Here is a 20,840-nt window from a genome sequence, read left to right on the forward strand (position 1 = left end):
AAACCCCGGCCCCCCACCCGCGGCTCCCCGCGCTGGGTGGGGGTTTGTTTTGGGGCGCGGGGGGCCGGCGGGGTGGTTTTTAACCCGTGCTCCCGGCTTCCGCCGCCCGGGGGGGGCCCCCCCCCCCCCACGCTGGTGACGTGGGGGTCAGCGACCGATGGCGGCAGCCATCACGCGGACCGCGGAGATCAAACCGTCGATCAGCTCGCCCTGGCGGATCGAGCTCAGCGCGGCGGTGACGCCGAGCTGGCAGACGCGGTCGTTGGCGCGGTCGGCGACATCGTGGCCGGAGCGGACCTCGATCGCCTTCTCGTTGGGCGAGACGGCGATGAGCACCGAGCGCGCCGCCTCGGGGGTCGTGGCGAAGAGCGCGTCCGCGCCCGCCGCCGTGTCGGCGCCGAGATCGCCGACGTAGATGTTGAAGCGCACCTTGGTCGCCCTGGTCGCCTCGGTCAGCGCGTTGTCCATGGCGAGCCGCTCTTCATCGCTGAAGGGGGCTTCCCTGAAGAGGTCGCCCGCCTCGTGCACGCCGGACACGCGTCCGCTGCTGGTGAGGGCGTACCCGTGCGGGAGGTCGGCCTCGACCACCGCGGGCCACTTAGAACTTGCCACTTGCCCGGCCTCCGATCAGCTCAACCTGGGCGGATTCGATAGCCGCATGGCTGCCATGCGACTGAGCGGTGTCGTGGTGGCCGTGTCCGGTCACCTCGTCGGTAGCACTCCACAGCACCGGCTCCGCGGTCCACTTCTGTCCGAGTTCGAAGTGAACCGGCTTCTCGCCGGGCAGCGGCTTACCGAGAAACGACAATCCGGCGATCGCCGCGTAGATCACCAGCGGGATGCCGACGAAGATCAGCACTGTCTCGAGAATGCTCACGGCCTTACGGTAGACGATGCTGTGTAGTAGACGCTCGTCCGGTCGGCCACTCACCCCTGTGTCGTTCCAGCTTCCCCTGGTCGCGGTATAGGTCAGACCAGCCAGGCGGCCGTGTCGGGCGGCAGGTGGCCACTGGTCAGCGGCGCGCTGGCGAGGAGCAGTTCGCCGGGCGGTAGGGGGATCGGTGCGGCGCTCGCGTTGAGCACGCAGACCAGCCCGCCGGGGCGGCGGAAGGCAAGGCATCCGGCGGGACTGCCGTACCACTCGATCCGCGGGCCGGCGAATTCCGGTCGCAAGCCGCGCAACTCGATCGCCAGCCGGTACAGCGAGACAGTGGATCCGAGCTCCTCGAGCTGCGCCTCCACGGTCAGCCCGGCCCACTCCGGCGGAATCGGCAGCCACGACCGCTCGCCCTTGGTGAACCCGAACGGCGGCCGGTCGCCCTCCCACGGAATCGGCACCCGGCAGCCGTCGCGCCCGCGTTCGGTGCGGCCCGACCGTTCCCAGACCGGGTCTTGCAGCACTTCCTCGGGCAGGTCGTCCACGTTCGGCAGGCCGAGCTCGGCGCCGTTGTAGATGAACACCGAGCCGGGCAGCGCCAGCTCGACCAGGATCATCGCCTTGGCCCGCGCCAACCCGGTCGGGCCGCCGCCGTAGCGGGTGACCTCGCGTTCGACGTCGTGGTTGGACAGGGTCCAGGTGGGCGAGGCGCCGACCGGCGCGACCGCGGCCAGCGAGTTGTCGATGGCGTGGCGGACCGCCTCGGCGGTGAACGCCGTCTCGGCCAGGCGGAAGTTGAAGGCCAGATGCAGTTCGTCGGGTCGCACGTATTCGCCGAAGCGGGTGTTGTCGTCGACCCAGACCTCGCCGATGGACACCGCGTTGGGGTACTCGTCGATCACCTTGCGGATGCGGCGGTGGATGTCGTGCACGGCCGGGTTGTTGAAGCGCGGGTCGCTGTCGTCGTGGATGAGCATCTTGGTGGACACGGTCTCCATGTCCGGCAGGCCCGGCGGTTTGGCCATGCCGTGCGCCACGTCGATGCGGAAGCCGTCCACGCCGCGGTCGAGCCAGAACCGCAGCGTCCGCTCGAAATCCGCGACGACCTCGGGATTCTCCCAGTTCAGGTCGGGCTGTTCGGGCGCGAACAGGTGCAGGTACCACTGGCCGGGCGTGCCGTCGGGCTCGGTGACCCTGGTCCACGCGGGTCCGCGGAAGATGCTCGGCCAATTGTTTGGCGGCTCGTCGCCGTTGGGTCCGCGGCCGTCGCGGAAGATGTATCGCGCCCGTTCGGGGCTATCCGGCGCAGCGGCCAGCGCCGCTTGGAACCAGGGGTGCTCGCTGCTGGTGTGGTTCGGCACCAAGTCCATGGTGACCTTGAGTCGCCGGGCGTGTGCCTCGGCGATGAGCGCGTCGAGCGCGGCCATGCCACCGAACAGGGCGTCGATGTCGCGGGGGTCGGCGACGTCGTAGCCACCGTCGGCCATCGGCGACCGCATCACCGGGCAGATCCACAGCGCGTCGACGCCGAGCAATTCCAGATAGCCGAGCTTCTCGCGGACGCCGCCTAGATCACCGATGCCGTCGCCGTCGGAGTCGGCGAAGGAACGGGGGTAGACCTGGTAGAACACGGCGGAACGCCACCACGGCTGGTCACTGCGGTCCGCCGGCGCCCGCACGGCAGGTGTAGCTGTCACGTTCCCAATAGTGCCAAAGGCATTAGGCGAATTCCCCTCGGGTGACCGCATGTCACACTATCCGGCAAATTCACAGCGAATACCTTTCGTGGCCGGTACGGCACCCCGTGGCTCACATCGGCGAGTTCACCAGCGAGTACGCGGCCATCTCCAGATAGTCGAGCAGGGCCTTGCGGTGTTCGTCGTCGAGGACCTCCGGCTCGATCTCCGCGACCGCGATGTGCATGCAGCGGAGCCAGGCGTCGCGTTCGAGCGGGCCGATGGTGAACGGCATGTGCCGCATCCGCAGCCTCGGATGTCCGCGTTCGTCGGAGTAGGTGCGCGGACCGCCCCAGTACTGTTCCAGGAACATGCGCAGCCTGCGCTCCGCGGGGCCGAGGTCCTCTTCCGGATAGAGGGGGCGCAGGATCTCGTCGGCGGCCACCTCCCGGTAGAACACCGCCACCAGCCGATGGAACGTCTCCGCGCCGCCGACCGCCTCGTAGAACGACGTCGTGGTCTGCTCGCCCGAACTCATCAGGTCCTCTCGATTGGTCGAATCCCCGCACTCCATTGTGCCCGGCGCGGGCCGAGGCGCCACGGCTGGACGGACCGCGCGACCGCGGTCCAGATAGCGGAGCGGCGGCTCTTCAGCGGCAGTTAACCCAACATTGTGCGAAATCACCGTGCAATCAGGCGAGTTCCATGGTCATATTGGTGGCAGTCTCCGCTGGAGATACCACATGATCTTGAACCTGACGAAATCGGGGTCTCCCTAATGAAGCAGCGGCACGGCCGGTCACACGAGGCCAGGACCCACCGACAACTCCAGCCCGCCGACGTCCACAATCGTGGGTCGGGGGCTACTCCGCTGCACATCTTGTCCGATCACCATCCGGGATCCCACCGCCCGGGTGAGGCTCCTCATCGCGCCGATCACGGCCACCATCTCACGCCGGTCCAGGCCGAGACCGCCAACTGGTTGAAGCGCCGGGTGTTGCTTCTGAACGCCACCTACGAGCCGCTCACCGCGTTGTCCGCCCGCCGTGCCGTCGTCCTGCTCATCTGCGACAAGGCCGACGCCGTGCACCACAATCCCGAAGGACCGGTCGTCCATTCCGCCGGATCCGAGGTGGCCATTCCCTCGGTCATCCGTTTGCGCACCTACGTGCGCGTCCCCTATCGCGCCCGCGTCCCGATGACCAGGGCCGCGCTCATGCACCGCGACCGCTACCGCTGCGGATACTGCGGCGGCAAGGCCGAGACCATCGACCACGTCATCCCGCGCAGCCGCGGCGGCGAGCATTCCTGGGAGAACTGCGTGGCCAGCTGCGCGCCGTGCAACCATCGCAAAGCCGACAAGTTGCTCAGTGAGCTGGGCTGGTCGTTGCGATCGCCGCTGGTGTCGCCGAAAGGGCCGCACTGGCGGCTGCTGTCCACGACCTCCGACCTCGATCCGATCTGGTTGCAGTATCTGGGCGAAGGCGCTGCCTGAAAACGACCCCGATCGGCAGCTGAACCTCAGCCGTACTCGATGACGAGTGTCGCCCAGGTGCCGGGTTCCAGCGCCTCGAAGATGTGCGGCGCGTCACCTGGGTACGCGATGTAATCGCCCGGTCCCAGCTCCACCGGCGACTCGGTCGGGCCGACCATCGCCCGCCCCGTCGCGAGTAGGACATGCTCGATCACGCCGGGGATGTGTGGGTCCGAGGCGCGCGGGTGGCCGGGTTCGGCGGTGATGCGGAACAGGTCGCGGCGAGTGTTCGGCAAACCGGACGCGAGCAGCGTCGCGGTGTATTCCGACTGCTCGGCCGCCACCTGCGGCCCCTCGCCCGCCCGGATCACCTGGACGGTCGGACGCGGCGGATCGAGCAGCCGGGAGAACGGCATGTCCAGCGCGACGCACAGCGCCCACAGCGTTTCCAGGCTCGGGTTCCCACTACCCGACTCCAGTTGGGAGAGCGTGGATTTCGCGATTCCCGCCCGGTTGGCCACCTCGCTCAGCGAGAGCCCGGCGCGGGTGCGCTCGCGACGCAGCGAAGCCGCGATCACCGCCTGCGGCGTCGCCGTCGTGGTGTCGTTCCGCGCCATGCCCCAGCTCCCGTCGAGTCCGAACCGCCCAACAGAAAACCATATTGACGAACCGGCCTGCCATGTTCACTATAAGCTACATGCGTTCGATATGGCGAACACTGGACCGGGAGACGCTGTCCGGCATCGCGGCGGTCTGCCTCGCGGTCGCCGTCATCGGCGTCTCCTACGGTACGACCGCGGTGGCCGAGGGCTTTCCGGTGTGGCTGCCGGTGCTGCTCGGCACCGTCGTGCTCGCGGGCGGCGCGGAGTTCCTGTTCATCGGCATCGTCGCGGCGGGCGGCAACCCGATCGCGGCGACGCTGGCCGGGCTGCTGGTCAACGCGCGACACCTGCCCTACGGACTTTCGGTGCCCGACGTCGTCGGCACCGGCTGGCGGCGGCTGATCGGCGTGCACGTGATGAACGACGAGGCGGTCGCGATGGCGCTGGCCGAATCCGAGCCCGACCGCCGCCGCGCCGTCTACTGGGCTTGCGGACTCGGTGTTCTGCTCGCCTGGCCGGGCGGGGCGGCGCTCGGCGCGCTCATCGGGACGGTGGTGCCGGACACCTCGGTACTCGGGCTCGACGCGGTGTTCCCCGCGGTGTTGCTCGCGTTGGTCGTTCCTGCGCTGCGCGACCGGACGACGTTCGGGGCGGTATGCGTCGGCGCGGGCGTCGCGGTGCTGAGCGCGCCGTTCCTACCAGCGGGTTTGCCTGTGCTGCTCGCGCTTTCGGGCGTGGTGGTCGCGGCGATCGCGCTGGGGCGCACGCCCTCCGCAACGGAGAGCGCCGACTACATCTCCTGCGACTGCGGACCGAAGGAAGCTCGATGACGTTGGCCGCCGGAGTGATCGCCCTCGCCGCGGGCACCTACGCCTTCCGCTGGGCCGGACCCGCGTTGCGCAGCCGCATCCGATTTCCGGAACGTGCGCGCCAATTGCTGGAGATCGGCGCGGTCGTGCTGTTGGCCGCATTGGTCGCCGTGACGACCCTGCCCTTCGGTACCGGGCATGTCGGCGTCGCGCTGCCCGCCGGGGTGGTGGTCGGCGGAGTCCTCGCGTGGCGACGCAGTCCACTGCTCGTGGTGATCCTGGCCGCCGCGGCGACCACCGCCGTGCTGCGGCTCATCGGAGTTTCCTGATCCGCCGCGGAAACTCGGCGGCTGGTGCGGCGCCCAGAATGGTCGACACGCACGGCGCTCTGCGCGGCGGCGGACGACTGCCCAGCTGTGTTCGTCGGCTGCGGGCGATCAGTTCGGCAGCAGCGGGATGCTGCCCGCGCGGCGGCGGGCGACCGAACCGTAGCGGGCGTCGAGGCGCAGCCAGGTGGCGGTGGCGCGGACGCGCACGATCTCGGCGGCCGGGATGCGGCGAGCCTCGGCCTTCTCACCGGAGTGCGGGATGAAATCCATTGCGGTGAGGGCGAAGACGACGCGCATCGGCACCTCCACCCGGGTGTCGGCGGCCGAGACCGTGAGTACGGTCTGGTCGAGCAGCGAGGCGGGCGGGCCGTGCTGGCTGCCGTGTTCCTTGGCCAATTCCGCTCCGCGCTCGGCCAATTCGACGAGGGTACGGGCGGGCACATCGTCGACGTGCGCGAATCCGTCGATGGGCGGCAGCGCGCTACGCCAAGCCGAGTCCATCGAGTAACCCAGGTCGATCGGGCTACCCGAGGCGAGTCCGGCCAGCACCAGGTCGGCGCCGACGGTGACGTCGTCGACGCCGAGTTCGGCGATCACCGTCCGCACCGCGAGCGCTTCGAAACCCGTCGCGACCCAAGCCGATACGTAGCGCTCACCGCGGCGGCGCAGGCGCACCACCGCGGCTTGGTCCAGCCGGACGGCCCTGCTCAGGAACGTGGCGAGGTTCTCACGTTCGGCCGGGTCGGAAACGTGCAGCACGCGCTGCTCTGTCATCACAACCGTTCTGTCGTCACCGGCGATCGCGTCGCGGTCACTTGTCCATCCACCCGGCCAGGTACTCGCGCTCCGGCTCGGTTAGGCGGCGCAACCGCTGGGTATCGATGTCGAACGCCGCGAGCTGGGTGGTGGCGAGCACGGCGGGCGGCGAGTCGGGCGCCGCGTCGTTGGCCCGCACCTCGTAGCCGACCGTGAAATCGACCGCGCGCAACTGCTCGATCCACATCGCGATATCGAGCGGGGTGTCCTCGTGGCGCAGCTGCCCGCGGTAGCGCACGCGCAGGTCCGCCAGCACACAGCCGGACCGCAGCGAGGAGGTCGGGCGGCCTTCCTCGAACAGCCACGGGATACGCGCCTCTTCCAGCAAGGTCACCATCCTGGCGTGGTTGACGTGCTGGAACACGTCCATGTCGGACCACCGGATCTCGACCTTGGCGTGAAAACGCTTGGGCAGCAGCACGGAACTTCCGCGACCCTTCCCGTCACCGTTCAACGAATTCGTCACTGTGGTACCTCCGGGGGACGCCCAGTCACCCACCAGGACGCACACGCTGCGGCGTCGCAACAGGCAGACGAGGCGAGATCGTGGGTCTGAAAAATCCGACAACGCCGACACTGCGATCCGGGACGCACCCGGATCGAGACCGATCTTCGCCGTCCAGTATCGCAATGTCGGCCCGAGGGGTCCTGTCGGGGGCCGCCCGTCAGCGAGGCACCTCCGATTGCGCGCCGACACCGCTGACCATGCTGCGCACCTGCCGTGCCGCGACGGACAGCGTCGCCAAGTCGTGGGCGCCGGATTCGAACAGTTCCGAAAGCGCCGCCCGCGCGCGGCCCAGCCTGGACTGGTTCTTCGACTCCCAGTAGGCGATCTTCTCGTCGGCGGTCTCCTCCGGCTCACCGGCGGAGAGCACGTCCAGGGTGAGCGAGCGCAGCGAACCGTACATGTCGTCGCGCAGCGCCAGCCTGGCCAGCGCGTGCCACCGGTCGCCGCGCTCCAGGTGACTCACCGCCTGGAGCAACCAATCGATCTTGAGGTGGTCGTTCAGCGCGTAGTACAGCGCGCCGACCTCCTCGCCGTCGCGGTCGGTGATGTCGGCGATGTCGAGCACGTCGAGCAGCGGGAACAGTGTCAGCAGGCCGAACACCTCGGTGGCCAGATCGGTCGGCGCGCCGCGCGCGATCAACTCCGCGGACTGATCGGTCAGCGTCGCCACGTGGTGGCCGCGCAGCCAACCGGGGACCTTCGAGGCCAGCTCGCGCACGCCCCGGCTGTACCGGTTGATCTCGGCGCCGACGGCGATCGGCTGCGGGCGGTTGCTGAGCAGCCACCGCGAGGCGCGGTCCAGGGTGCGTTTGGTCTCCAGCTCCAGTTCGTCGCGCACGGAGATGGGAATGTCGGCCGAACGGATCCGCGCCCACATGGAATGCAGGTCGAAGATCTCGGTGGTCGCCGCGAAGGCGCGCACCGCGTCGGCGGCCGTCGCGCCCACCTCTTCGATCAGCCGGAACGCGTAGCTGATCCCGCCGTAGTCGACCATCTCGTTGGCGATCATCGTGGTGACGATCTCCCGGCGCAGCCGGTGCTTCTTGATGGCGCTGCCGAAGCGGGTCCGCAGCGGCGTCGGGAAGTACTCCGGCAGGCGGGCCGCGAAGTAGGCCATGTCCGGCAGATCGGAGTCGAGCAGGTCGGCCTTGAGCGAAAGCTTCACGTGCGCCATGAGATTGGCCAGTTCCGGTGAGCACAGGCCCGCGCCGTCCTCCTGGCGGCGCTTCATCTCGACGTCGGAGGGCAACGCCTCGAGTTCGCGGTCCAAGCCACGCCGCTGTTCGAGCTCGTCGATGAGCCGCATGTTGACGTTCATCATGCGCGGCGCCTCGAAACGCGACATGCCCATGAGGAAGTTCTGGGACACGTTGTCGCGCAACACCATTCTGGCGACCTCGTCGGTCATCGAGGCGAGCAACGGGTTGCGCTCCTCCTCGGACAGCAGACCGCTGCTGACCACGCCGTCGAGCAGGACCTTGATGTTGACCTCGTGGTCGGAGCAGTCCACGCCCGCGGAGTTGTCCAGCGCGTCGGTGTTCATCTTGCCGCCGTTGCGGGTGAACTCGATGCGGCCGAGCGCGGTGGCGCCGAGGTTGCCGCCCTCGCCGATCACCCTGACCCGCAACTGGTTTCCGTTGACGCGCACCGGATCGTTGGACTTGTCGCCGACATCGGCGTTGGACTCGGTGCTCGCCTTGATGTAGGTGCCGATGCCGCCGTTCCACAGCAGCTGCGCCGGCGCGAGCAGGATCGCACGCACGAGTTCCGGTGGCGAGAGGGATTCCACGTTCTCGCCGAGGCCGAGCGCGGCTCGCGCCTGCGGGCTGATCGGCACGGACTTCACCGTGCGATCCCACACGCCGCCGCCCGCGCTGATCAGCGAGGTGTCGTAATCGGCCCAGGAGGACCGCGGCAGTGCGAACATGCGCTGCCGCTCGCGGAAGGAGCGGGCGGCGTCCGGATTCGGATCGAGGAAGATGTGCCGGTGGTCGAAGGCCGCGACCAAGCGGATGTGCTCGGAGAGCAGCATGCCGTTGCCGAAGACGTCGCCGCTCATGTCGCCGATGCCGACCACGGTGAAGTCCTCGGTCTGGGTATCGATGTCCATCTCGCGGAAGTGCCGCTTCACGCTTTCCCACGCGCCCTTGGCCGTGATGCCCATGGCCTTGTGGTCGTAGCCCGCGGAGCCGCCTGAGGCGAACGCGTCACCGAGCCAGAATCCGTAGCTCTGGGCCACGTCGTTGGCGATGTCGGAGAACGTCGCGGTGCCTTTGTCGGCGGCGACCACCAGGTAGGTGTCGTCGCCGTCGCGGCGGACCACCCGCGCGGGCGGCAGCACCCGGCCGGTGGCCAGGTCGACGTTGTCGGTGAGGTCGAGCAGACCGGAGATGAAGGTGCGGTAGCAGGCGACGCCCTCCGCGCCCAGCGCCTGCCGGTCGGCGACCGGATCGCCGGTCGAGGCGGGCGGACGCTTCACCACGAATCCGCCCTTGGCGCCGACCGGGACGATCACCGCGTTCTTCACCGCCTGCGCCTTCACCAGACCGAGGATCTCGGTGCGGAAGTCCTCCAAACGGTCCGACCAGCGCAAGCCGCCGCGCGCGACCGGACCGAAGCGCAGGTGCACGCCCTCGACCCGCGGCGAGTACACGAAGATCTCGAATTGCGGCCTCGGCTTGGGCAATTCGATGATTTCGCGCGGCTCGACCTTCATCGAGAGGAAGTCGCGCGACCTGCCTTCGCCGTCGGTCACGTAGTAGTTGGTGCGCAACGTCGCCTTGACGAGGCCGAGGATGGCCCGCAGGATGCGGTCCGCGTCCAGGCTCACCACCTCGTCGATACGGGCGCGCAGCGCGGCGTCCAGTTCGCCGGCCCGCTCGGCCGAGACGGTGTCCGGATCGAACCGCGCGGTGAACAGGTCGACGAACAACCGCGCCACATCCGGATAGGTCAGCAGCACCCTGGAGATATTGGCCTGGCTGTACGGGAAGCCGGCCTGCTGAAGGTATTTCGCGTAGGTGCGCAGGATCGACACGGCACGCCACGGCAGCCGCGCGCGCAGCACCAGCTCGTTGAGACCGTCGGCCTCGGCACGGTCGTACCAGACCGCCTCGAAGGCGTCGGTGAAGCGTTCCCGCAGGCCACGCACCTCGGCCTCGAGCGCGTCGGCCCGCGCCGGGGACTCCAGCAGTTCGGCGTCCAGATCGCGGTCCAGTGAACTGCGCAGCAGCTCGGGGCGGGCCAGCAGACCGAAGTCGTAGATCCAGCGCTCCACGCTCGGGCCGCCGGGCGTGGCCGGGTCCAGCTGGATCTGGTAGGGCCGCTCGTCGACCACCTCGACGCCGAGGCTTTGCAGCACCGGAAGCACTTGACTCAGCGAGACGCCGGTGCCGCCGATGTAGAGCGTGAAGCGCCACGAGCCGGGCGCCGACTCCGGCTTGCGGTAGAGATGCTGGGCGATCGCGCCCTCGGCCAGACGCTCCAGCCTGCCGATGTCGCGCAGGGCGCGGCCCGGGCTGAAGTCCTGCTTGTATCCCTCGGGGAAAGCGGCGGCGTAGCGCTGCACCAGGGCGGGATCGAGCACTGTCGAAGTGCTCACTTCGTCGTTGAGGTGGTCGTCCCAGGTGTTGCTCGCCTCGGCGAGCAGTCGCTGGATGCGCAACCGGTTGGCTTCGGAGGTGTCGACGACGGCGGGCGCCTCGCCGGACACGGGCGGCGCGGTGAACTGGACGTCGGGCATCCGCACCGTGAAATACACACTGGCGAGCTCGCTTTCGCTCACCCGTGCGGAGTAGTCGATGGAGACGCCGCCCAGCTCGCGGACCAGGATGTCCTGCATCTCCAGCCGCACCCGAGTGGTGTAGCGATCGCGCGGCAGGTAGACCAGGCAGGCCACGAACCGGCCGTAGGTGTCCAGCCGCATGAACAGGCGAACCTGGCGGCGCAGGCCGACATTGAGCACGGCGAGGGCGGTGCGCCGCATGGTCTCGGTGTCGGAGGAGAACAGTTCGGTGCGCGGGAACGACTGGATGACCTCGAGCATCGCCTGGCCGGAGAAGGAGTCCAGGTCGAACCCGCTCTCCTCGATCACCGAGCGCACCTGGCGGCCGATCACCGGGATGTCGAGGACGTTCTCGTGCACCGCCGTCACGGTGAAGACGCCGATGAACAGGTGCTCGCCGATGATCGCGCCGAACTCGTCGAAATCGGCGACGCCGACGAAGTAGGGGTACACCGAACGGTGCACGGTGGCGGGTACCAGACCCTGGGTCAGCATCAGCAACGGGCGATCGGCGCCGTTGACCGGTACGTGGAAATCGGTGCCGACATCCGGACGCAGCACGCCGAGGCAGGTGCCGGGCAGCGGATTCGACACGGATTTATCGCCCTCGGTACTCAGGCGATAGCGGGCGAATCCGAGCACCGTGAAATTGCCCTGGCCCAGCCAGCGAAGCAGATTGGCGCAGTCGGTCAGTTCGGTCGCGGAGAACGGCGCGGCGCCGGTTTTCGCCGCCAGCTCCAAATGGGCGGCCAGCTCGCTCTGGACTTGTTTGATGGCCTCGGTGTCGCCGATGACCTGCCGCACGTCGGCGATCACGTCCGGCATGGCGTGTTCGATGCGCTCGAGCTGGGCGCGGCTGGTGGAAGGGTGCAATTGCAGGTGCATCCAAGACTCGCGCAGCGCCATCGACCCATTGGCGTCGACCTCGTGCGGCACCGCTCTGGTCAGCCGTCCCTCGTCGTCGCGCTCGATCTCGAAGATCGGATGGATGACCTCGCTGACGCTCACTCCGATCCGGCTCAGCGACGAGGTGATCGATTCGACCAGCAGCGGCATGTCGTCGGTCACGACCTGGACCGCGGCGCCCAACCCCGAACCGTCGTCCGGGTGATAGATCCGGACCAGGGCGCGACCGGTCTGGCGCGTCATCGCCAATTCCAGGTGCCGCCGAAAGATCTGGGTGATACCCGTGATCGCACAGTCCACATCGCCCGCGTCGACGTGGCGGAAATACGCCTCTTCGAGGGTCGCGAGGTCACCGCGCAGCGACTGCGGCAAACTCGCGGCCCACGCCGCACTGGACAATTCGGACGAGACCGTCATTTTTTCGCCAACTCCCTCGGATTCGGTTCCGCAACAAAGTGACGCCGGTCCGAGGGTAGCTGTGCCGTGCTGACGCGGAGGTGAATTCCCTTCCAAATACAGGGTGTTCACCTATACCGTGCGTTCGCCGATGAATTGCCGAGGTCGTCGATCTCTCGGCACAGCACCCGATCGGACCGGCAAACGTCACGTAGACGCGATCGCGGTGGGAAGGACCCATTGTCCGGACAGCGCCTGCGCATGCACGGTTCCCACCTTAGCCAGTTTTGAGGCTGAGATAGGGCCGACCGTATTTCCTTCGATGGAGCGACCGCCCGCGGGTGTGTCTCCGCAATTCCTTCGGCGAAGCGGCCTTGCGACGGGGCGATGCGCGCGGCGATCGCCCCGTCGGCGGGTATTGCTCAGTCGCGGGTGAGCTTGCGGTGCGTCACCCGGTGCGGACGGGCCGCCTCCGGACCGAGGCGCTCGATCTTGTTGGCCTCGTACGCTTCGAAGTTGCCCTCGAACCAGAACCACTTGGCCTCGTTGTCCGAATCGCCCTCCCACGCCAGAATGTGCGTGCAGGTGCGGTCCAGGAACCAGCGGTCGTGGGAGATGACCACGGCGCAACCGGGGAACTGTTCCAGCGCGTTCTCCAGCGAACCGAGGGTTTCCACGTCGAGGTCGTTGGTCGGCTCGTCGAGCAGGATCAGGTTGCCGCCCTGCTTCAGGGTCATCGCCAGGTTCAGGCGGTTGCGCTCACCACCGGAGAGCACACCGGCAGGCTTCTGCTGGTCCGGGCCCTTGAAGCCGAACGCGCTCACGTACGCGCGCGAGGGCATCTCCTGGTTGCCGACCTGGATGAAGTCCAGGCCCTCGGAGACCACCTGCCACACGTTCTTCGTCGGGTCGATGCCCGCGCGGTTCTGGTCGACGTAGCTGAGCTTGACCGTCTCGCCGACCTTCACCTCACCGCTGTCGGGCTGCTCGAGTCCGACGATGGTCTTGAACAGGGTGGTCTTACCGACACCGTTCGGACCGATGACACCGACAATGCCGTTGCGCGGCAAGGTGAACGACAGATCCTTGATGAGCTGGCGCTCGCCGAAGCCCTTGTCCAGGTGCGAGACCTCGACGACCACATTGCCCAGGCGAGGACCATGCGGGATCTGGATCTCCTCGAAGTCCAACTTCCGCATCTTCTCGGCCTCGGCCGCCATCTCCTCGTACCTGCCGAGGCGAGCCTTGTTCTTGGCCTGGCGGGCCTTGGCGCCGGAACGCACCCACGCGAGTTCTTCCTTCAGCCGCTTCTGCAGCTTCTGGTCCTTCTTGCCCTGCACCTCGAGGCGCTCGGCCTTCTTCTCCAGGTAGGTGGAGTAGTTGCCCTCGTAGGGGTAGGCGCGACCGCGGTCGAGCTCGAGGATCCAGCCCGCGACGTTGTCCAGGAAGTACCGGTCGTGGGTGACGGCCAGCACCGCGCCCTGGTACTGGGCCAGGTGCTGTTCGAGCCATAGCACCGACTCGGCGTCGAGGTGGTTGGTCGGCTCGTCGAGCAGCAGCAGATCGGGCTTGCTCAGCAGCAGCTTGCACAGCGCGACACGGCGACGCTCACCACCGGAGAGGTTGGTGACCGGCTCGTCCGGCGGCGGGCAGCGCAGCGCGTCCATGGCCTGCTCGAGCTGGGAGTCCACGTCCCACGCGTCGGCGTGGTCCAGGTACTCCTGCAGCTTGCCCATTTCCTCCATGAGCTCGTCGGAGTAGTCGGTGGCCATGAGCTCGGCGATCTCGTTGAAGCGATCGAGCTTCACCTTGACGTCGCCGAGGCCCTCCTCGACGTTGCCGCGAACGGTCTTCTCCTCGTTCAACGGCGGCTCCTGCTGAAGGATGCCGACCGTCGCGCCCGGCGCGAGGAACGCGTCGCCGTTGTTGGGCTGGTCCAGTCCGGCCATGATCTTCAGCACGCTGGATTTACCGGCGCCGTTGGGGCCGACGACGCCGATCTTGGCGCCGGGAAGGAAGTTCAAGGTGACATCGTCGAGCACGACTTTGTCGCCGTGCGCCTTGCGAACCTTCTTCATTTGGTAGATGAACTCAGCCATATGCGGAAGCCTATCGGTCTCGGGAACAGTGGAACGAAGCAGAGCCATTCACGGCACGCGCGCATCCTCGCGCCGGATTCACCGTGCTCGCGCCCGACGTTCTGCGGGCGGGATCAGGCGTCGACGGGCTCGGGTGCGGCACTTCCGGAAGGTACGGAAGCCACGGTCGCGGCACTGTCCCCCAATTCCTCGCCGACGCGTGCACGATTTTCAGCGCTGGATCCGAGACAAGTATTCCGCATCAAGGCGCTGGGCCCGCCGCCGGTCTCCGATCGCCGGCTCACTTGGGCCGTGCAGCGGGACAGATCGGGGCCGACCGCGGTGGCCCGCATCTCCAGGTCGCGCCGCTCGACGCCCTCCTTGGTCCGGTACTCGTGTGAGCGCAGCTGCCCGTAGACGAGCACCGGGTCGCCCCGCCGCACCGACGCGTCCACACCGCCGACCAGCCGCCGCCAGCAGGACACGGTGAGGAACAAAGTCCCGTTGTCCACCCATTCCCCGGTCGCGACGTCCAGCCTGCGCGAGTTGCTCGCCATCCGGAAGGTGAGCACCTGTTCGCCGTTGCTCAGGTCCCGCTTGACCGGGTGGGTCACCACCGTGCCGACCACCGTCGCCATCGCTTCGTACATGATTTTCGCCCCTTCACCTATCGGACCCGGGCCGGACGCTCCGGGTGTCTCCTCCCCGCCGAGCGAGGGCCTCTCCAGCCTCGCCCCCGCACCGTGTGCGAAGGAACCCCCTGTTTCGCGCCTGTGGACAACCCGCTCCGCCACATGTGGACACCCGCCGCTTCGCACCAGTCGCCACGCCGAACCCCATCGCACACGCCTTACCCGCCCGCGCCCACCACCGCGGACCCACTCAACGGCAACTCGACCACACTCGTCCCGACGGACACCGCGAACTCACCCGGCTCGATCCGCCAACCCCCATCCCAATGCTCGAAAGCCCTCCGCGGCAAAATGATTTGTACCGGAACCGCCGCTCCCGCCTCCGCGAACACGGTCGCGAACCCCGCAAGCCACCGCACCGGCCGCTCGACCACGGATTCGGGACGGGAGAGATACACCTGAACCACCTGCTTCCCCGCCCGCGCACCGGTGTTGCGCGCGGTGAGCGACACCGCCACCGCCCCGTCCGCCGCCGGAGCCGACACCGTGAGATCAGCGAGTTCCCAAGTGCTGTAGCCGAGTCCGTGCCCGAACGGATAGGCCGGTGTCACGCCGGCGCGCAGCCAAGCGCGGTAGCCGATGTGGATGCCTTCGGTGTAGCGCAGCACGCCGTCCACCGGCGTGGTCGAGAGCACGGGCACGTCGGCCTCGGCGGCGGGCCAAGTCGTGGGCAGCCTGCCGCCGGGTTCGGCCCGCCCGAGCAGCACGTCGGCCAGCGCGTGGCCGACCTCCTGGCCGCCGAACCAGGTCAGCAGCAGCGCGGAGACCTCGTCGCGCCAGGGCAGCAGCACCGGTCCGCCGGAGTTCAGCACCACCACGGTGCGCGGGTTGGCGCGCGCCACCGCGCGCACGAGGTCGTCCTGCGCGCCGGGCAGCGCGAGGGTGGTGCGGTCGAAGCCCTCGCTCTCGGTCTGCGAGCTGGTCCCGACCACGACGACGGCGGCATCGGCGGCCGCCGCCAGCGCCGCGGCGTCGGCGATCGCGTCCGCGGGATCGGTGTGCGCGGCCTCCGTGCCCACCGTGATCGCGACTAAACCCAAAGCGGCGCCATCACTTCCGAGCTGCTGGCGCACCGTGATCGAGATCGGACCCGAGCCGTCGGCGGCCACCGGCACCGACGCGACATCCGGGGTGAGCAGCGCGGCGCCCAGCGCGTCACCACTGCCGCCGAGCTCCCTGTCGATGACCGCGGCGCCGTCGATCTCCATCCGTATCCGGCCCACCCCGGCGACACCCAGCCGCACCGCCGCGGCCCCGTCGGCGCCGGGCCGGTACTCGGTGCTCAGCTCCAGCGTTGCGGAGCCCGCGGGCACCGTACCCAGGTAGACAAGCTGCGCAGCGCGGCGCAACTCGCTCAGCAGCTCGTTACCGTCGGCGTCGAGGAAGCGAGCGCGCAACCCGGGTTCGCCGGTCTGCGGATCGGTCATCGACGCCAGCGGGAGCGGATGGATACCGGTCTGGACCGGTACGCCGGGATGCACCGAGATGGACGCGCCGGGCAGCGCGGCGCGCAGACCGTCCACCGGGCTGACCATCTCGGCGGGAACCACGGTTGCGCTGCCGCCGCCCTGCGTGCGTGGCCAGATGGCCGCCTCGCCGATCACCGCGAGGGAACCGGGACCCGAATCCGGCCACGGCAATTCACCGCTGTTGCGCAACAGCACCATCCCGGCCGCCGCGACTTCGCGAGCGAGTTCCCTGCACTCGCGATCGGAGACGTCGGCCGCGGCTTCACCGTTCGTTTCCGGTTCCGGCGCAATGGGTTCGCGCACCGCGACGTGCCCGTGCGACGCCATCGCGGCGGTGTCGAAACCGTTGTCGCGCAGAGCGGTATCCGACAGATCCAGCGCGCCGACGCGCTGGGCCAGCCGCAGCAGACGCAGCACCTTGGCATCGATCGCGGCCTCCGGCACCGCTCCGGACCGCACCGCCCCAACCAGTCGCGAGCCCCAGGGGCCCATAGGGCCCGGCATCACCAAGTCCTGGTCCGCCTTCGCCGAGGCCTCGGTGCTGCGCACCGCCACCCAGTCCGACACCACGACGCCGTCGAAGCCCCACTCGGTGCGCAACGGCGTCGTCAGCAGGGGGTTCTCCGTCATCGTGACGCCGCGGACGGAGTTGTACGCCGACATCACCAGCCACGCGCCCGCGCGCACCGCCGCTTCGAACGGCGCGAGATACAACTCGCGCAGCGCGCGGTCGTCCAGCTCGACGTCGGCGGTGTAGCGCTCGGTCTCGAAGTCGTTGGCCACGTAGTGTTTCGGCGTGGCGGCGATGCCGTGCTCCTGCACCGAGCGGACATAAGCCGCCGCCAATTCGCCCGTCAGCAAAGGATCTTCGGAGTACGCCTCGAAGTGCCTGCCGCCCAGGGGACTTCGATGCAGGTTGATCGTCGGTCCGAGCACCACATCGACGCCCTTGCGCTTGGCCTCGGCGGCCGACGCGGCGCCGTAGCGGCGGGCCATGCCGAGATCCCAGGTCGCCGCGAGCGCGGTCGCCGAGGGCAGGTTGAGCGACGGGTCGCGCTCGTCCCAGATCGAGCCGCGCACGCCCGAAGGTCCGTCGGAGAGCATCATCGACCGCAGCCCGATCGCGGGCTCCGCCGCGGTCGACCAGATGTCGGCGCCGGTCAGCAGCCGCACCTTCTGCTCCAGATTCAGCGCGCCGACCAGCGCGCGCAGGGCTTCGTCCACCGTGTCGAGCATCAGCGCTCCTCCTCGGATCGTCGGCCGGGTCCCGCGTCTGCCGACAATCTACGCGTCGGCGCCGCCCGGACGGCCGACCTCGAGGAGGCGGATCAGAGCGCGCCGAGGTCGGTGTTGGCGCCGCAGAGCACGACGACCGGCCGCTCCCCCGGCGCGGGCGTGTACGCGCCGCTCTGGATCGCGGCCAGCGCGCTGGCGCCCGCCAGCTCGACGACGATCCGGAATTCGCGCCACAGGTAGTCGCGGGCCGCGGTGATCGCCTCCTCGGTGACCAGCAGCGAGGGCACGTTGTAGCGCCGCGCGATGTCGAGGGCGATCTCGCCGACCCGGGTCGCGCCGAGCATGTCCAAGCCGACACCGGGGCCGCCGACGTCGACCGTTCGATTGGCGAGCAACGCCGAGTGCAGTGCGGGCAGGCCGACCGGCTCGACGCCCACCACCTGCTGACGACGACCGAGCGCCGCGGCGATGCCCGCGACGAGCCCGCCGCCGCCGACCGCGACCAGCACCGGCGGCTTGCCGCGCACCTGGTCTTCGAGTTCCAGGCCGACCACTCCGGCGCCGGCGACCACGGCGGGCAGGTCGTAGGCGTGCAACTGCAACGCGCCGCGTTCGGCCGCCAGCTCGGTGGCGTGCTTTGCCGCTTCCGCGTAAGTCGTTCCGTACCAGAGCACTTCGGCGCCGTGTGACCACATCGCCGCCACCTTGGTGTGCGGCGCGGATTCCGGCACCACCACCGTGCACGCCTTGCCGAGCCAGGCGGCGGCCAGCGCGGCGGCGATGCCCGCGTTGCCCGCGGAGGCGATGACCACCTGATCGGTCCGCGCGGTCGAGGTGAGCAGCGCGTTGAGCGTGCCTCGGACCTTGAAAGTGCCGCCGTGCTGGAGGTATTCGAGCTTCAACGTGACCGGCACCGGACCGGTCGGACCGGCCACCGAAGTGTGGAAGACGGGCGTCTTCCTGATCCGCCCCACCGTCCGACGGCGCGCGGCGCGCACATCGGAGCGATACACCCGTCGGCAGTGTTCGGCCACCGCGGCCGCACCCCTGTCGTTACTACCTGTCAAGACCGCACTCCGCGGTCGCACAGCCGGGTCGGACCCGGCGGCGCGGCCTCATTCACTTGCGTACCTCTCCGTCACGTTTCGCCAGTTCGGCGAACATGGCGTTGTGGGCGGCCAGCTCCGCGTCGTGGTCGCGGTCGGCGGCCCGGTCGATGCGCTTGGCAGTCCGTTCGTCGCTGCGCGACCACTGGATGAGCAGCGCCAGCATCACCACGACCAACGGCACCTCACCGCTCGCCCAGGCCAGGCTACCGCCGGTGCGCTGATCGCCGAGCAGGTCGCTGTTCCAGCCCAGGTCGAGGCTGCGGAAGAACCAGCCGCCCATGACCGTCGTCATGCTCATCAGCGCGACGCCGAAGAACGCGTGGAACGGCAGCGAGCCGAACACCATGCCCAGTTTGGTGAGCGGTTCCACCTGGCGCGGTTTCGGATCGATGCCGATCACCACCCAGTAGAACAGGTAGCCGCTGAGCAGGAAGTGGATGTTCATCAGCAGGTGCGCGGCGTGCGAGTCGACGAAAGTGTCGTAGATGCCGCCCATGTACAGCGCGTAGAAGCCGGCGACGAAGATCACCGACGCCACGATCGGGTGGGTCAGGAACCGGGACACCGGATTGTGCACGGCGGCCAGAATCCATTCGCGCGGCCCCGGCACACCGGTGCGTCCGGCGGGCGGCAGCGCGCGCAGCGCCAGCGTCACCGCGCCGCCGAGCGCGAACAGAATCGGCGCGAGCATGGACAACGCCATGTGCTGCCCCATGTGCACGCTGAACACCGCGGGCGAATACCGCCCGACCCCCGACGACGTCGCGAGCAGCAGTAGCGCGCAGGCCGACAGCCACGCGATGGTCCGGCCGACCGGCCACGCATCGCCGCGGTGGCGCAACCGCCGCACACCGAGCAAATACACCACGGCGAGCACGATCGCCGCCGTGCCGAAGATCAGGTCGAAGCGCCAGTCGAACAGCAGCCGCGCGACCGTCGGCGGGCCCGCCAGGTCGTAGCCGAGTTCGACCTCGGCGGGCGTCGGCACTGTCTCGGGGGGCGGCGGCGGGGTGCGGCCCAGACCGACAGCCAGACCCACGGTGGCCGCGAAGACCAGCGCCTCGACCGCGCCGAAACGCAGCAACGCGCCGCGATCGCGCGGGTTCGCCGCCAGTGCTGGCACGGTCGCGCGGCGCTGGAACCAGCCGATGACGCCGAGCACGAGCAACGCCGCCGCTTTCGCGAGAACCAGCCGCCCGTAGGTGCTGGTGAACAGCTCGTCGAACGGCACACGCACCCACGAATTGATCACTCCGCTGACGCCGATCACCACGAACGCGATGGTCGCCAGGAACGAGAACCGGCGGACCGCGACATCGGTGTGCGCACCCGAGCGCAGCGCGTGCGCCAGGACGGCGAACAGGCCGCCCACCCAGACCGCCGCCGACACCAGGTGCAGGATGAGGCTGTTGGTCGCGACGTCGTGCGAGCCGCCCGAGGACGAGTGGCCGGTCAGCGCGAGCGGCATCATGGTGATGATCGCGCCGCCGAACAGCAGCGGCGTCCAACCCCAGCGCAGCGCGAGCCGGCAGCCGATCGCGAGGATCAGCGCGAACACCACCGTGGTACGCCAGGCCTCGGCCAGCTCCACCTGCGCGATGGCGCGCCACAGCTCTTCCGGACGCCAGATGTCGCTGGCGGGCTGACCCGTCGTATCCGACACCGTCAGCGGGACGAGCAGCGCGGCGCAACACGCCCAGATCACCGCGAAATTCGAGGCCCGGCGCAGCGCGCGATACCCGCCCACGTCCAGCAGTCCGTCGGACTGCGGCGGTACCAGGAACGCGGTGAACAGCAGCGAGCCGACAGTCAGCGCCGCGAACAGATCAGCCAGCGCGCGGAGCGCGGGCAGACCGTAGGTGGTCAGCGGACCCGGATCCGGAATGCCGAGCAGACTCAACGCCTGCGCCGCCGAGAGACCGACCACCAGCGCCGCGACGACGGCCGCGATGGCTCCCGCGAACACGGTCACGGCGGCGAAACCGCGCGCCGCGTCCGCCCGCGGGACGTCCGGCGCAGCGGGTGCGAGGGTCGGGTCCTGCGGTGACGACATACGACTCAGCGTAGTTGGGTGCTTAC

At 69.0% G+C, this 20,840-nt stretch carries 16 protein-coding genes; 3 read left to right on the top strand and 13 right to left on the bottom strand.

What is annotated here, in order from left to right; translation table 11 throughout:
- Positions 1–147: 147 nt before the first annotated feature.
- From AB0H49_RS16570 to AB0H49_RS16585, 4 genes are all read right to left on the bottom strand, one after another.
- A complete protein-coding gene (locus AB0H49_RS16570) occupies positions 148–612 on the bottom strand; it encodes a DUF5130 domain-containing protein (RefSeq protein ID WP_355000888.1) in 465 nt (154 codons plus the stop codon).
- Complete coding sequence (locus tag AB0H49_RS16575; RefSeq protein ID WP_067787523.1) at positions 599–877, bottom strand: hypothetical protein; 279 nt, start codon at positions 875–877, stop codon at positions 599–601. The genes AB0H49_RS16570 and AB0H49_RS16575 overlap by 14 nt, the downstream gene beginning before the upstream one ends.
- A 92-nt stretch (positions 878–969) precedes the next feature.
- Positions 970–2,574, bottom strand: coding sequence for an alpha-amylase family glycosyl hydrolase (locus tag AB0H49_RS16580; RefSeq protein ID WP_357252156.1), 1,605 nt, complete (start codon positions 2,572–2,574; stop codon positions 970–972).
- A 112-nt stretch (positions 2,575–2,686) separates the two neighbouring features.
- Positions 2,687–3,091 carry a globin gene (locus AB0H49_RS16585; protein WP_355000890.1) on the bottom strand — a complete coding sequence of 135 codons (405 nt, stop codon included), beginning with the start codon at positions 3,089–3,091 and terminating at the stop codon, positions 2,687–2,689.
- Positions 3,092–3,331: 240 nt separating this feature from the next.
- Here AB0H49_RS16585 and AB0H49_RS16590 point away from each other — a divergent pair, with 240 nt between their 5' ends.
- Complete coding sequence (locus AB0H49_RS16590) at positions 3,332–4,048, top strand: HNH endonuclease (protein ID WP_355000891.1); 717 nt, start codon at positions 3,332–3,334, stop codon at positions 4,046–4,048.
- A gap of 26 nt (positions 4,049–4,074) precedes the next feature.
- On the opposite strand, the gene AB0H49_RS16595 is transcribed toward AB0H49_RS16590, so the two are convergent.
- Complete coding sequence (locus AB0H49_RS16595) at positions 4,075–4,644, bottom strand: XRE family transcriptional regulator (RefSeq protein ID WP_357252160.1); 570 nt, start codon at positions 4,642–4,644, stop codon at positions 4,075–4,077.
- Positions 4,645–4,724: 80 nt separating this feature from the next.
- On the opposite strand from AB0H49_RS16595, the gene AB0H49_RS16600 reads away from it, so the two are divergent.
- Together AB0H49_RS16600 and AB0H49_RS16605 are read left to right on the top strand one after the other, a co-directional pair.
- Positions 4,725–5,459, top strand: a complete 735-nt coding sequence (locus AB0H49_RS16600; protein WP_355000893.1) for an AzlC family ABC transporter permease — start codon at positions 4,725–4,727, stop codon at positions 5,457–5,459.
- Positions 5,456–5,767: an AzlD domain-containing protein gene (locus AB0H49_RS16605; protein WP_355000894.1), complete on the top strand. Its 312-nt coding sequence runs from the start codon at positions 5,456–5,458 to the stop codon at positions 5,765–5,767. The genes AB0H49_RS16600 and AB0H49_RS16605 overlap by 4 nt, the downstream gene beginning before the upstream one ends.
- A gap of 108 nt (positions 5,768–5,875) precedes the next feature.
- On the opposite strand, the gene AB0H49_RS16610 is transcribed toward AB0H49_RS16605, so the two are convergent.
- The 8 genes from AB0H49_RS16610 to AB0H49_RS16645 form a co-directional block, all read right to left on the bottom strand.
- Positions 5,876–6,541, bottom strand: coding sequence for a hypothetical protein (locus AB0H49_RS16610; protein WP_355000895.1), 666 nt, complete (start codon positions 6,539–6,541; stop codon positions 5,876–5,878).
- A 37-nt stretch (positions 6,542–6,578) separates the two neighbouring features.
- Complete coding sequence (locus tag AB0H49_RS16615) at positions 6,579–6,953, bottom strand: thioesterase family protein (RefSeq protein ID WP_357252647.1); 375 nt, start codon at positions 6,951–6,953, stop codon at positions 6,579–6,581.
- A 295-nt stretch (positions 6,954–7,248) separates the two neighbouring features.
- Positions 7,249–12,198, bottom strand: coding sequence for an NAD-glutamate dehydrogenase (locus AB0H49_RS16620; RefSeq protein WP_357252165.1), 4,950 nt, complete (start codon positions 12,196–12,198; stop codon positions 7,249–7,251).
- Positions 12,199–12,599: 401 nt separating this feature from the next.
- Complete coding sequence (gene ettA / locus AB0H49_RS16625; protein WP_355000897.1) at positions 12,600–14,276, bottom strand: energy-dependent translational throttle protein EttA; 1,677 nt, start codon at positions 14,274–14,276, stop codon at positions 12,600–12,602.
- A 113-nt stretch (positions 14,277–14,389) separates the two neighbouring features.
- Positions 14,390–14,905, bottom strand: coding sequence for a single-stranded DNA-binding protein (locus AB0H49_RS16630; protein WP_355000898.1), 516 nt, complete (start codon positions 14,903–14,905; stop codon positions 14,390–14,392).
- Positions 14,906–15,105: 200 nt separating this feature from the next.
- Positions 15,106–17,652, bottom strand: coding sequence for a glycoside hydrolase family 3 C-terminal domain-containing protein (locus tag AB0H49_RS16635; RefSeq protein ID WP_357252168.1), 2,547 nt, complete (start codon positions 17,650–17,652; stop codon positions 15,106–15,108).
- Between the two features lie 92 nt (positions 17,653–17,744).
- A complete protein-coding gene (locus tag AB0H49_RS16640; protein WP_355000900.1) occupies positions 17,745–18,719 on the bottom strand; it encodes a serine/threonine dehydratase in 975 nt (324 codons plus the stop codon).
- A gap of 52 nt (positions 18,720–18,771) precedes the next feature.
- Positions 18,772–20,814, bottom strand: coding sequence for a cytochrome c oxidase assembly protein (locus tag AB0H49_RS16645; RefSeq protein ID WP_357252171.1), 2,043 nt, complete (start codon positions 20,812–20,814; stop codon positions 18,772–18,774).
- Positions 20,815–20,840 lie beyond the last annotated feature (26 nt).

Origin of the sequence: Nocardia sp. NPDC050713 (assembly GCF_040654315.1) — a bacterium.
Taxonomy (GTDB): Bacteria; Actinomycetota; Actinomycetes; order Mycobacteriales; family Mycobacteriaceae; genus Nocardia.